This window comes from Streptomyces sp. NPDC050619 (genome assembly GCF_040654815.1).
Taxonomy (GTDB): domain Bacteria; phylum Actinomycetota; class Actinomycetes; order Streptomycetales; family Streptomycetaceae; genus Streptomyces.
This window is the reverse complement of sequence record NZ_JBFAIR010000047.1, coordinates 71,526-83,812: the sequence shown is the minus strand read 5'-3', so window position 1 is coordinate 83,812 and position 12,287 is coordinate 71,526. Positions and strand designations below refer to the sequence as shown.

Sequence of the window (12,287 nt, the reverse complement as noted above, 5' to 3'; positions counted from 1 at the left end):
TCCCCCCTTCTTCCCGTTACCCATCGGGGCGCCCACACCCCCCCCCCCCGCCGGGGGGGGGGGCGGGGGGGCCCCCCCCCCCGGGGGGGGGGGGGGGGCCCCCCCCCCCCCCCCGACCCGCAACGAATCCCTTGAATCACCGCGCTGCCCAGTCTGTTCAGGCCCTACGCCAGAAGGAAGTCGTAGGTCACAGCGCCGGACATGCTCTCAGCGGTGTCGCCAGAAGGCATATCGGCGACGGAAGATGACGCTGTCCTGTCCCGAAGGAGAACGTAGGGAAGGCAGAACGGCGGTTAAAGATCGTGAGGCCTATCGGCGGCAGCAGCCATGGAGCGTCACGGACTCCACGTATGTTTCCGAAGCTCGATCGCCGGTTACCGAAAGTCATATTCGGTGCGGTCCGGCTCCGTCCTGCCAGCGGTAGAGGTCGCGCAGCAGGGAGATCTCGGCGCCGTGATGGATCAGCTCCCTGTTGACGTGCAGGACCCTGTTCTCCATGGGAAACCGCTCGGGACCCACCGTGGGCGGATTGTCCAGGTCAGCGTCCGAGAGCTCGCGGACCCCCGCGCTCCATCTCCCATACATCTCATCGAGCTGTTTCAGCGCCTCGTCAGCGGTCCCCGCGTAGGCGAATGTCTGGGAGTCGACGTCCTGGCCGCCGAAGTACCATCCGACCCGATAGCCCAGGCACGAGACGATGATGTGCGCCAGCCGCCAGGCAATCGTGGTCACCGGTGCCGGCACCGGGGCAGGGGACGCGGAGTCCATCGTCCATTCCCCCGAGCCTTCCGACATCGGTGCGGCCGACGTGCCACGTGGGCGGATGCTCCAGCAGCAGCGCACCGGCTCCCAGAAGTACTCCTCGTCAGTAAGACCGTCCAGCCGTGGCCGCAGGTTCTTGCGCCAGTACCAGTCCAACTGCTCCGCGAGCCGCTCGCTTCTTGTCATTGCCGCACAGTACAGACCCGTCGAGCAGAGTGATCGTCGCCGTCTGCGGTCATCCTCCACTGTCACAAACCCCGCAGACAGTCATCCCTAACTGGCACAGAAGTCAATCGATCGGCCTTCGCTGGCAATCGATCAACACCCACTGACACAGGTCAACCGCGGTCCATCCGATGCTTGCGAAGCGAGCTGTTCCGATATATCGTTGAGGCATCGCGACAGATCAACGATGGAATGGAGTGATTGCGATGCGTTCCCATGGATTCGAACACGGATTCGGTGGTGCCGGTCGTCAGGGCCGAGGCGGTTTCGACGGTCGGCGTGGTGCCTTCGGGCCCTTCGGGCCGGGCGGCCCCGGCTTCGGTGGACCGGGCTTCGGCCCTGGGCCCTGGGGGCCGAGGGGTCGTGGTGGACCGCGAGGGAGGGCGCGGCGCGGCGACGTACGTTCGTCGATCCTGGCCCTGCTGAAGGACCGGCCCATGCACGGTTACGAAATGATCCAGGAGATCGCCGAGCGCAGCGGCGGGGCGTGGAAGCCCAGCCCCGGCTCGGTGTACCCCACCCTCCAACTACTGGAGGACGAGGGGCTGATCGCCAGTGAGAGCGAGGGCGGCAAGAAGCTGTTCGCGCTCACCGACGCCGGTCGCACGGCGGCCGAGGAGGGGCCCGAAGCGCCGTGGGAGGAAGCCTCGCGCGGCGTCGACTGGGAGGCCCTCGGTGAGATCCGGCAGGCCGGCTTCGGTCTGATGGAGGCCTTCGGCCAGGTCTGGAAGACCGGCAGCAAGGAGCAGCGCGAGAAGGCGCTCGATGTCATCAACGAGTCCCGCAAGAAGCTGTACCTCATCCTCGCCGACGACGACTGACGGCCGGAAGGCCGTGCGCGAGGCGCCCCGTGGAGCAGTCCGCGGGGCGCCTTCGTGCGCGCGGCCGTCAGGACACCAGCCCGGCCAGCTTGCGCAGCGACTCGTTCAGGGCGGCCGTCGCCGAGTCCTTGAGCTTGCCCGCCATCAGCGAGACGGCGGCACCGGTGAACTCGCCGTCGATGCGGACCGTCGTGGCCTCGCCCTCGGGGGCGAGGGTGTAGCGCGTCGCGACGGTCACCGCCATCGGGCCCTTGCCGCGGATGGCGAACACCCGGGCCGGCTCCAGGCTCTCGATGGTCCACTCGACCTCGGCCGGGAACCCCATGAGCTTCATGTTCTCCTGGAACGTCCCGCCCACGGCGAGGGTCTCGGGGCCGCCCTTGGGGAAGCTGGTGTGGGTCGCGTTCCACTCGCCGTACGCGGACCAGTCCGTGAGCTGGGCCCAGACCTTCTCCGCGGGTGCCTGGATGCGTGCCTCCGCGCTGACTTCGGCCATGCGACCACCTCTTCGTGTCGGGCTACGGTGTCGCGGAACGTAGCCGCAGAGGCCGCAATATTCAATACTGATGAACTGTCAGAAAGGACCCACACGCGCGGGAGCGTGCTCTCGTCGTGGCAGCGCCACGCCGCCCAGAACAGCGTTCGGGGCGCCGGGCAAGTCGGCGCGCACCCCTCGGGGCAAAAGGGCGTGATCTCATCCGTAAGGAGGAGATTCCGGTCCACGGCGTCCCCTTCCCGTGGGACGTGAAAATGCTTCCTTTCGCGGATGACCCGATCCGGCGGGACTGATGAGGTAGGGGATGTGCCACCCCGTATCCCCTGGCAGTCGGCCCACGTGCCCGGCAGCCGACCCCCGGTCCACACGGACGACGATGCCAGGCTCAGCGCAGAGCTGGCAGCGGTGGTCTCCGGTGCCCGTAGACGGGCGGTCAGGGACGGGGACCGGCAGATCGACACGGCCCATCTGCTGCACTCGCTCCTGGAGTCCGACCCCGAGGTGCGGGCCGTCTTCGACGGCGAACCGCAGTTCGCCCGTCTGCTGGGCTACCTCGTGCAGCGCACCATCGGCTACGGACTGGCCTGGCAGGGCTCCGTCGAGGACTCCGGCGCCGTGCCCGTGGTGACCCGGGCGGAAGGTTTCTCGCCGCTGGCCGCGGACGCCATGGAGCACGCCCACGCACGCGCCGCCCGACGCGGCGGCGGTCCGGCCCGTGGCCTCGACCTCCTCGCGGCGATCGTCGTGGACCCGCAGGCACGGGCCGTCGAGGTACTGGACCGCGCCGGCATCGCCGCACGCGATGTGTTCGCACGGGTCACCGGCCACCTACGGAGCACTCTTTAGCCCGGCTACCACCTAAGTGCTTTCTAGCCCGGCCACCTACGAAGCACCCTCCAGTGAGGCGGCCTCTTGGGGAGAGGCCGTCCAGCCACCGAGACAGGTGCCATTGTGGATGACGCTCCTGTCATCGCCTGTCATCATGTCCCGGTGCATACGTCTGACAGCAGCCAGGTCAACCGAGGACGAGGCGTCGGGCTCGGCCTCGCGCTCGTGTCCGCGCTCGCCTTCGGCGGATCCGGTGTCGCGGCCAAGCCACTGATCGAGGCGGGACTCGACCCGCTCCACGTGGTGTGGTTGCGCGTGGCGGGGGCGGCTCTGGTGATGCTGCCGGTCGCCGTGCGCCACCGCGCGCTGGTGCGCCGACGGCCCGCACTGCTCGCCGGGTTCGGTCTGCTCGCCGTGGCCGGTGTCCAGGCCTGTTACTTCGCCGCGATCTCCCGGATCCCGGTCGGCGTCGCCCTGCTCGTCGAGTACCTCGCGCCCGCCCTCGTGCTCGGCTGGGTGCGGTTCGTGCAGCGGCGGCCCGTGACGCGCGCCGCCGCGCTCGGCGTCGTCCTCGCGGTCGGCGGTCTTGCCTGCGTGGTCGAGGTCTGGTCGGGGCTGAGCTTCGACGTCCTCGGCCTGCTCCTCGCGCTCGGCGCCGCCTGCTGCCAGGTCGGCTACTTCGTGCTGTCCGACCAGGGCAGCGACTCCGTAGACCAGGCACCTGACCCGCTCGGGGTGATCGCCTACGGCCTCCTCGTCGGCACGGCCGTACTGACCGTCGTGGCCCGCCCCTGGACCATGGACTGGTCCGTGCTCGCCCACACCGCGGACATGGACGGCACCCCGGTCTCCGCCGGTCTTCTGCTCGCCTGGATCGTGCTGATCGCCACGGTTCTCGCCTACGTCACCGGCGTGCTCGCGGTGCGCAGGCTCTCCCCGCAGGTCGCCGGTGTCGTGGCGTGTCTCGAAGCGGTCATCGCGACCGTCCTCGCCTGGATCCTGCTCGGCGAGCACCTCTCCGCGCCGCAGATCATCGGCGGCGCGGTGGTCCTGGCCGGCGCGTTCATCGCGCAGTCCTCGGCGCCGGCCAAGGGCTCCGCGGGGCCGGTGGCGAGCCACGGCGACGAAAAGGCGTTGTCGGCCCGCGGAACGGCCATCTAGTCTGCCGATCATGCATTCGGACGCACGCGTTCTTCCGCCGCCGGCCGCCTGAGGCGGGCCTTCCGGTGAACACGCCCGGCACGCCGTCGGGCGGAACGGTGCTGCCCGCAGAAGAAGTCCACGGACCCCGCCGAGCGGCGGTCCTTCCCGAACTTCCGCGCATCTGCGCATCTGCGGAGAGAACACGTGTCGAATGCCGCTGTCGGCCTGCCCGTCGGGCGAGGCCTCCTCTATCTGATCGTCGCCGGTGCCGCCTGGGGCACCGCGGGCGCGGCCGCCTCCCTGGTCTACCGGGCCAGTGACCTGGGGCCGGTCGCCCTCTCCTTCTGGCGCTGCGCGGCCGGGCTCGCACTGCTGCTCGCCGCCCGCCTCCTGACCCCGCGCGCCCGGACGGCCCGGTCCGAGCCGCTGGGCCGCCGGGCGTCGCGGGCCGGTGTCACGGGCCTCGCCCTCGCCGTCTTCCAGACGGCCTACTTCGCGGCCGTCGACTCCACCGGACTCGCCGTGGCGACCGTCGTCACCCTCGGCGCCGGCCCTGTGCTCATCGCACTCGGCGCGCGGCTGACCCTGGGGGAGCGGCTCGGGCGTGGCGGGATCGTCGCCGTCGCCGGGGCCCTCACCGGACTCGGGGTGCTGGTGCTCGGCGGCGGGGAAGCGACCGTACGCCCGTGGGGCGTCCTGCTCGCGGTGGTGTCCGCGGCCGGGTACAGCCTGATGACCCTGCTCACCCGCCGATGGGGCCGCGACGGCGGGGCGGACGCCGCCAGTACGTCCGTGAGCGCGTTCGCGGTGACGAGCCTGTGCCTGCTGCCGTTCGCCCTCGCCGAGGGACTGGTGCCGCACGCCGCCGACCTCGGCCGTGTCCTGTGGCTGCTGGCCTACATCGCGGCCGTTCCGACGGCCCTCGCCTACGGCCTCTACTTCGCCGGCGCGGCCGTCGTCCGGTCCGCCACCGTATCCGTGATCATGCTTCTCGAGCCGGTCGGCGCGGCGGTGCTCGCCGTCCTCCTGCTCGGCGAGCGGCTCACGGCGGCCACACTGGCCGGCACCCTGCTGATGCTCGGGGCGGTCGCGGGACTCTCGGTGGCGGAAGCACGTGATGCACGTGATGCACGTGATGCAGGGGATGCGGGGGCCGAGGAGCCCGTGCCGGCTGTCTGAGCCACGGGGGCCCTTCCCGGAAGGGCCCCCGTCGCCCCCGTCGCCCCGTCGTCACACCCCGCGCCCACGCAGCAGATGCCCCCGCGCCGCCGCGTCGCGCGGACCGCTCCGCCCCTCCAGCCCGGCCGCGATCCGGTCCTGGACCTCCTCGGGCTTGTGGCTCGCGTACTTGAACTTCGCCCGTACGTCGACCACGTCGAGCCGCAGCCCACGGATGCCGGAGAGCATCCGCCCGTACGGTGCCTCGCCCGCCGCCACCCGTGCGGAGCCGCCCTCCGGCTGGAAGTGGCCGACCTGGCGGTTGAGCAGCTCGGCCTTCTCGGCCGGGTCGTCCACGAGACGGGCCCGGCACCGGAGTTGGACCGCCGCGTAGAAGCTCGTCGGGACGCCGTGCTCGGCGGGGACGTCCGGCGGGGCCTGCCATGGGCCGGGGACGTAGGCGTAGTCGTCGACCACGCTCAGCAGGACGTCCGGGTTCGCCTCCACGGCGGGCCACAGGGGGTTGGGGCGGGCGAGGTGCGTGACGACCTCGGCGCGCCCGGCGTCGTAGGCGAAGTGCAGGGGCTGGACGTGGGGCGGCTCGCCCGGCAGGCCGTTGACGGCGAGCTGCCCGAAGTCGTGGGCGGCCAGCCAGCGTTGCCACTCGGTGTCGTCGCGGGGCGCGTCCCAGGGATGGATCAGCATCACAGGACCGTCAGGTAGCCGGGGAGTTCGGTGCCGGGGGCCAGTTCGGCGTCGGCGACCGGTGTGCCGTAGCCCTTGCGCAGGGGGACGACGCCGGCCCAGTGCGGGAGGGCGAGGTCCTCGGGCTCGTCGTTCACGCCGCCCGTGCGGAGCTTGGCGGAGACCTCGTCGAGGTCGAGGCGGATGACGGCGGTGGCGGCGAACTCCTTCCTGTTGGCCGGCCGCGAGTCGCGGGAGCGGCCCGGTACGACGTGGTCGACCAGCGCGTCCAGAGCCGTCCGCTTCTCCTCCGGGTCCGTCACGTCGTGGGCGATGCCGTGCACGACCACCGACCGGTAGTTGATCGAGTGGTGGAAGGCCGAGCGGGCCAGGATCAGCGCGTCGACGTGCGTGACCGTCAGGCACACCGGCAGACCGGGGTCGGCCTGTCCGGTCATCCGCAGCGGGCGCGAGCCCGTCGAGCCGTGGACGTAGAGCCGCTCGCCGACGCGGCCGTACAGCGTGGGCAGCACGACCGGTGTGCCGTCCCGGACGAAACCCAGGTGGCAGACATAGGCCTCGTCGAGTATCGCGTGCACCAACTCCTTGTCGTACGACGCCTTCTGCGGGGCGCGCGTGGGGACGGTGCGGTCGGTCGGGGCGTAGGCGGCGGGCTGCTTCGTCGCGGGCGGCGTCGGCTGCGGGGTCCCCTGCATTGCGCTCTCCATTGCACTAGTGCATAATCTTCTTTGTGCTAGGAGAATATCGGATCGAGGGCCGGCGTGCAGCGGAGATTTCGGCGAGCGTCGAGCGCGCGGTGGGCGCCGGGCAGCTGAAGCCCGGACAACTGCTGCCGCCCATGCGGGAGTTGGCCGTCGAGCTCGGCGTGAATCCCAACACGGTCGCGGCCGCCTACCGGTCCCTGCGTGAGCGCGGGGTCATCGAGACCGCCGGGCGCCGGGGCAGCCGGGTGCGGGCCAAACCGGCCACCACCGGACGCGAATACATCCGGGTGGACGTCCCCGAGGACGTGCGGGACGTGGCGAACGGCAACCCGGACCCCGCGCTGCTGCCGCCGCTGGCGAAGGCGTTCGCGGCGGCCGCCGAGCAGGGCGACCGGGAGCCGGTCCTGTACGGAGACGCCCCTGTGGAGCCGGAGTTGGCGCGGATCGCGCGGGCCGAGCTGGACGCCGACGGAGTGCCGGACGGGCCCCTCGCCGTCCTCTCCGGATCGCTCGACGCGATCGAGCGGGTCCTCGCGGCGCACCTCAAACCGGGCGACACCGTCGCCGTCGAGGACCCGGGGTGGGGCAGCCTCCTCGACCTCGTCCCCGCGCTCGGGCTGCGCACGGCTCCGGTGGGCGTCGACGAGGAGGGGCCCCTTCCCGACGACGTACGGCACGCCCTGACGGCCGGGGCGCGCGCCCTGATCATCACCGACCGGGCGCAGAACCCGACGGGCGCCTCGGTGAGCGCCACGCGCGCGCGTGCCCTGCGGTCCGTGCTCCGGGAGTACCCCGAGACCCTGCTGATCGAGGACGACCACGGTCACGGCATCGTCGACCTGCCCCTGCATCCCCTGGCCGACGTCACCCGCACCTGGGCCTTCGTGCGCTCGGTCGCGAAGGCGTACGGCCCCGACCTGCGGCTCGCCGTGCTCACCGGGGACGCCGTCACCGTCGACCGGGTGTCCGGACGGCACCGGCTCGGTCCGGGCTGGGTCAGCCGGATCACTCAGCGGGCCGTGCTGCGGCTGTGGGCCGACGGCACGCTGGACACGCCGGCGGTGGCGGCGGCGTACCGTGCGCGCCGCGACCTGCTGATCGCCGCGCTCGCGGAGCGCGGCATCGAGGCCCACGGGCGCTCCGGCCTGAACGTCTGGATTCCCGTGCCCGACGAGACCGGCGCCGTCGCCCGGCTGCTGCACGCCGGCTGGGCCGTCGCGCCCGGCGCGCGTTTCCGGATGAGCGCACCGCCCGGCATCCGGATCACCGTCTCGACCCTCACCGCGGACGAGACCGGACCGCTCGCGGACGCGGTCGCCTCCGCCATCGGGGGGCCGGGCCCGGTCCGCGGCTACGTCTAGAGCCAGAGCCAGAGCCAGAGCCAGAGCCAGGGCGGGCTAGGGCTACGGCTAGAGCAAGGACTACGGCTACAGCTAGTGCTTCACCTTCGGCCTGACCTGTGTGAGTGCCGCGCCCGCCAGCACGATCGCCGCGCCCACCGGTGTCGACCAGCTCAGCGACTCGCCGAGGATCGCGACACCGGCGGCCGTGGCGATGACCGGGATGAAATACGTGACCATCTGGGCCGTCGTCGGGCCGACTTCGGCGACGATGCCGTACTGGACGAGCATGGCCACCCCCGTGCCGAGGGCGCCCAGGGCGACGATCGCGAGCAGCGGCACGACCGGGAGGTGGCTCGAGGCCGTGGTGAACAGCGGGGTGACGACGGCCAGTTGTGCGGTGGCCAGCAGCAACTGGGCGCCGGTCAGGGAGAGGTGCGAGGGGCCGGTTCCGGCCAGTGTGCGGCGGACGTAGATCCAGCCGATCGGGTAGCTCAGCGAGGCCAGCAGGGCCATCGCCGTGCCCGAGGCGTCCAGGCCGTGGAAGCCCTGCCAGGCGCCGAGGACTGTCAGGACGCCGAGGAAGCCGAGGCCGAGACCCGCGACCCTGACGCGGCTCGGCCGGTCCTCGGACAGGGCGACCAGGGACAGGGCCATGCCCCACAGCGGCGAGGTCGCGTTGCAGATCCCCGCGAGGGTGGACGGGATCGTCAGCTCCGCGTAGGCGAAGAGCGAGAACGGCAGCGCGTTGAGGAAGAAGGCGGCGACGGTCAAGTGGGCCCACGTGCGCGTGCCGCGCGGAAGCCGTTCCCGCTTGACCGCCATCGCGGCGGCGAGCACCGCCGTGCCGAACACCAGGCGGCCGAGCGTGACTTGGAACGGGGCGTATCCCTCCGTGCCCACCTTGATGAGCAGGAAGCTGAAGCCCCAGATCAGCGAGAGGACGCCGAAGCGCAGGCGCCAGTCGAGGGCGGGGCGGGAGCGGGAGCCGGTTCGGACCGGCGGGCGGGTGGTGGTGACGGTGCTCATGGCGACCACGATGGCGGCTGCGACCTCGTAGCACAATCGAGATTTCTCGCCCAGTATCTCGTAGTATTGCTTACATGTTGAACCTGGAGCGCCTGCGCACCCTCGACGCCCTCGCCCGGCACGGTTCGGTCAGCGGCGCCGCCGAGGGGCTGCACATCACGACCTCGGCCGTCTCCCAGCAGATGTCCAAGCTGGAGCGGGAGGTCGGGCAGCAGCTCCTCGCCAAGAACGGCCGGGGCGTACGGCTCACGGATGCCGGCCGCCTGCTAGCCGAACACGCGGCGCGCATCCTGTCCCAGGTGGAGCTCGCCCAGTCCGCCCTGGAGGCGCAACGCGGGCAGGTGGTCGGGGAGTTGAGGCTGGCGGCGTTTCCCACCGCCCTGCGGGGGCTTTTCCCCGCGGCGCTCACCAAGCTGCGCGCCGACCACCCCGCACTGAGCCTGCGCTCGCGCGAACTGGAGCCCGAGGGCGGGGTCAACGCCGTGCTCCGGGGCGACGCCGACCTGGCCGTCGTCCTCGACTGGTACAACAAGCCGCTGCCCATGCCCCAGGGGCTCGCCAAGGCATCGATCCTGGACGACCCCGTGGAGATCGCCATGGCCGAGGATCACCCGCTCGCCGGCCGGGACGAGGTCGACCTGGAGGACTTCGCGGACGACGAGTGGGTCGCCTGGCCCGAGGGCGAGTTCTGCCACGAGTGGCTCCTGTACACGCTGCGCGCCAAGGGCATCGAACCCCGGATCGCCCATCGCGCGGAGGAACACCACACCCAACTCGCCCTGGTCGCCGCCGGGCTGGGCGTCTGCGTCGCGCCCCGGCTCGGCCGCGACCCGATGCCGGCGGGGGTGCGGGCGGTGCCGGTGCGGCATCGCGTCCACCGGTACATCTACGCGGTATGGCGCGCGGACGCCGACCGCCGCCCTTCGATCCGGGCGGCGGTCGAGGCCCTGCGGGCGGCGGCCGAAAAGGTGGGCTGAGCTACAGCGCCCCCAGCTTCCGGAAGTCCCAGGAGACGATCTTCTGAGGCGTCAGCCGCACCCAGGCGTGCCGGCCGTCGTACGGCATGTCCTGGAGGTTGAAGTTCTTGCGGGCGAACAGGGTCTCGGGGAAGTCGAGTTCCGCGCGCAGCTCCCCGGTGCGCGGAATCTCGCCCACGAACTCCACCGTCCCGGACAGCTCGACGCCCCGCAGCTCGTCGTACTCCTCACCCGTGTCGACGACGATCGCGACCCGCGGATCGCGCCGCATATCGGTCCAACGTCTGCTGCGCACCACCGAGTACAGCCACATCGACGTGCCGTCCCAGGCGAACCAGAGCGTGCTCACATGCGGGGCGCCGTCCGCGGACACGGTGGCGACGCGGCAGGTGCGCTGGCTGGTGAGGAACTCGTCCAGCTCGCCGGGCGTCATCATGATCTTCCGGCCCCGGCGCTGAGTGACGGTCATGCGGCCCCCTCTTTCTCTCACGTCGTGTCAGAGGAGAGATCCTCTGACATCACGTCAGAAAAGGATGAGTCGACTTCCGTCCTCGTGCAAGGGGCACTAGTCTCGCCCGCCCCACCGTCGGCGACCAGGGGGATACGTGCCGTCGTACGAACAGCTCAGCGAACTTCTCGATCCCGCCACCACGGTCCTGCTCACCGTCGAGTGCCAGCAGGGTGTCGTCGGACCTGACAGCGCGCTGCCCGAACTCGCCAGGGAGGCAAGCCGTTCGGGGGCCCTCGCCAACGTGGCACGGCTGGTCACCGCCGCGCACGAGAACGGCGTCCAGGTCATCCACGCCATCGCCGAACGCCGCCCCGACGGCCGGGGCGCGAGCCGCAACGCCCGTCTCTTCCGCGCCGCCGAACGACTGCCCGTCCAGCAGCTGTCGGGCACCACGGCGGTCCGGGTCGCGGCCCCGATCGAGGTCGCCGAGGAGGACTTCGTCGTACGACGGCTGCACGGGCTGTCGCCGATCCAGGGCACCGAGGCCGACGCGCTGCTGCGCAACCTGGGCTGCCGCACGCTGGTCGTGACCGGAGTCTCGGCCAACGTGGCCGTTCCCAACGCGGTGTTCGACGCCGTCAACCGCGGCTACACCGCCCTGGTGCCGACGGACGCCATCGCCGGGGTGCCCTCCGACTACACCCCGGCGATGATCCGCAACACCCTCGCGCTGGTCGCCACGGTCGCGACCACGGACGAGGTGCTGGCCTGCTGGAAGCGTCCGCTCCGGGTCACCCGAGCATGATCGAGTCCTCGTGCACGCTGATCTTCTGCGCGGCGAGCGGCTGGGTCGCGGGTCCCTTCTGCACGCTGCCGTCGGCGATGGAGAAACTGCTGCCGTGACAGCCACAGGTGAGCACGTCGCCTTTGAGGTCCGTCATCGGACACTGTTTGTGGGTGCAGATGGTCGTGAACGCCTTGTAGTCGCCCGCGGCCGGCTGAGAGACCACCACCTTCTCGTCGGCGAAGACCTTGCCGCCGCCCTCCGGTATGTCGGAGGTCTTCGCCAGCATGGCTCCGGAGCCGCCGCCCTGTTCGGTGGAGGTGGACGTGGACGTGGACGAGGACTCGGACGAGCCGGACGCCTCGTCGTCCGACCCGCACGCGGTCAGTGCGACGGCGAACCCCGCCGCGCCGACCGCCGCCACGACGGTACGGCGGCTCGGCCCCGACACCGGCTGAACTGATTCGCTGGTCATGCTGACGTCCCCTTCGACGGACTGCGTGTGATCTGCCCAGGGGTACGGGCCCGGAGTGCGGGTTGTTCAGAGACCTCCCAGCAACCTGGGGCGATGCGTCGGGTTCATGCCGCGTCACGCACCCGATCCTTCCCACAGCGCGAGGAGCGAGCTGTTGGGCGTGGCTGTCGTCCCGGCCGGAACCGGGACCCCGCGGGCGTACGCCTCGGGCAACCGCCGTACGCCGCCGGCCTGCCGCTCACGGCCGGCGGGCCGCGTCGACGGATGCGGCCGGTGCGCGTGGTGTCGCGATCACCGACATCGGTGAACCGCCGCCGCTGACGGCGGTGGTGCTGGGCGGCGGCTTCGGAGCCGGTGATGCCGGGTTCGCCCCGGCGGTCCGCACCGTG

Annotated in this window: 14 protein-coding genes; 7 read left to right on the top strand and 7 right to left on the bottom strand. The window is 71.4% G+C overall.

The genetic code is table 11. The features are described 5' to 3' along the window. Nucleotides 1–384: 384 nt before the first annotated feature. Nucleotides 385–948, bottom strand: coding sequence for a DinB family protein (locus AB0I77_RS46670; protein ID WP_363289030.1), 564 nt, complete (start codon nt 946–948; stop codon nt 385–387). 245 nt (nt 949–1,193) lie between these two features. Between AB0I77_RS46670 and AB0I77_RS46665 the strand changes: the two genes are divergently transcribed. Then, nucleotides 1,194–1,808: a PadR family transcriptional regulator gene (locus tag AB0I77_RS46665; protein WP_363289029.1), complete on the top strand. Its 615-nt coding sequence runs from the start codon at nt 1,194–1,196 to the stop codon at nt 1,806–1,808. A 67-nt stretch (nt 1,809–1,875) separates the two neighbouring features. Here the strand turns inward: AB0I77_RS46665 and AB0I77_RS46660 are convergent, their stop codons facing one another. Next, nucleotides 1,876–2,304, bottom strand: coding sequence for an SRPBCC family protein (locus AB0I77_RS46660; RefSeq protein ID WP_363289028.1), 429 nt, complete (start codon nt 2,302–2,304; stop codon nt 1,876–1,878). A gap of 306 nt (nt 2,305–2,610) precedes the next feature. Here AB0I77_RS46660 and AB0I77_RS46655 point away from each other — a divergent pair, with 306 nt between their 5' ends. From AB0I77_RS46655 to AB0I77_RS46645, 3 genes are all read left to right on the top strand, one after another. After that, nucleotides 2,611–3,150, top strand: a complete 540-nt coding sequence (locus AB0I77_RS46655) for a Clp protease N-terminal domain-containing protein (RefSeq protein WP_363289027.1) — start codon at nt 2,611–2,613, stop codon at nt 3,148–3,150. A 144-nt stretch (nt 3,151–3,294) separates the two neighbouring features. Beyond that, nucleotides 3,295–4,293, top strand: coding sequence for an EamA family transporter (locus AB0I77_RS46650; protein ID WP_363289026.1), 999 nt, complete (start codon nt 3,295–3,297; stop codon nt 4,291–4,293). Between the two features lie 186 nt (nt 4,294–4,479). Beyond that, nucleotides 4,480–5,454 (top strand): EamA family transporter, encoded by a 975-nt coding sequence (locus tag AB0I77_RS46645; protein ID WP_363289025.1) that lies wholly within the window; start codon nt 4,480–4,482, stop codon nt 5,452–5,454. A gap of 51 nt (nt 5,455–5,505) precedes the next feature. Here AB0I77_RS46645 and AB0I77_RS46640 read toward each other — a convergent pair whose 3' ends face one another. Continuing rightward, nucleotides 5,506–6,138 carry an FMN-binding negative transcriptional regulator gene (locus AB0I77_RS46640; protein WP_363289024.1) on the bottom strand — a complete coding sequence of 211 codons (633 nt, stop codon included), beginning with the start codon at nt 6,136–6,138 and terminating at the stop codon, nt 5,506–5,508. Then, nucleotides 6,138–6,833: a pyridoxamine 5'-phosphate oxidase family protein gene (locus AB0I77_RS46635; protein ID WP_363289023.1), complete on the bottom strand. Its 696-nt coding sequence runs from the start codon at nt 6,831–6,833 to the stop codon at nt 6,138–6,140. The genes AB0I77_RS46640 and AB0I77_RS46635 overlap by 1 nt, the downstream gene beginning before the upstream one ends. A gap of 35 nt (nt 6,834–6,868) precedes the next feature. On the opposite strand from AB0I77_RS46635, the gene AB0I77_RS46630 reads away from it, so the two are divergent. Next, on the top strand, nt 6,869–8,203 hold the full coding sequence (locus AB0I77_RS46630) for an aminotransferase class I/II-fold pyridoxal phosphate-dependent enzyme (RefSeq protein ID WP_363289022.1): 1,335 nt from the start codon (nt 6,869–6,871) through the stop codon (nt 8,201–8,203). Nucleotides 8,204–8,275: 72 nt separating this feature from the next. Here the strand turns inward: AB0I77_RS46630 and AB0I77_RS46625 are convergent, their stop codons facing one another. Next, on the bottom strand, nt 8,276–9,211 hold the full coding sequence (locus AB0I77_RS46625) for a DMT family transporter (RefSeq protein WP_363289021.1): 936 nt from the start codon (nt 9,209–9,211) through the stop codon (nt 8,276–8,278). Nucleotides 9,212–9,285: 74 nt separating this feature from the next. On the opposite strand from AB0I77_RS46625, the gene AB0I77_RS46620 reads away from it, so the two are divergent. Next, on the top strand, nt 9,286–10,188 hold the full coding sequence (locus AB0I77_RS46620; RefSeq protein ID WP_363289020.1) for a LysR family transcriptional regulator: 903 nt from the start codon (nt 9,286–9,288) through the stop codon (nt 10,186–10,188). A 1-nt stretch (nt 10,189) separates the two neighbouring features. On the opposite strand, the gene AB0I77_RS46615 is transcribed toward AB0I77_RS46620, so the two are convergent. Next, complete coding sequence (locus AB0I77_RS46615) at nt 10,190–10,657, bottom strand: pyridoxamine 5'-phosphate oxidase family protein (RefSeq protein ID WP_363289019.1); 468 nt, start codon at nt 10,655–10,657, stop codon at nt 10,190–10,192. Between the two features lie 136 nt (nt 10,658–10,793). Between AB0I77_RS46615 and AB0I77_RS46610 the strand changes: the two genes are divergently transcribed. Continuing rightward, nucleotides 10,794–11,444 (top strand): cysteine hydrolase, encoded by a 651-nt coding sequence (locus AB0I77_RS46610; RefSeq protein WP_363289018.1) that lies wholly within the window; start codon nt 10,794–10,796, stop codon nt 11,442–11,444. On the opposite strand, the gene AB0I77_RS46605 is transcribed toward AB0I77_RS46610, so the two are convergent. Beyond that, on the bottom strand, nt 11,431–11,898 hold the full coding sequence (locus tag AB0I77_RS46605; RefSeq protein ID WP_363289017.1) for a Rieske (2Fe-2S) protein: 468 nt from the start codon (nt 11,896–11,898) through the stop codon (nt 11,431–11,433). The genes AB0I77_RS46610 and AB0I77_RS46605 overlap by 14 nt on opposite strands. Nucleotides 11,899–12,287: the final 389 nt, after the last annotated feature.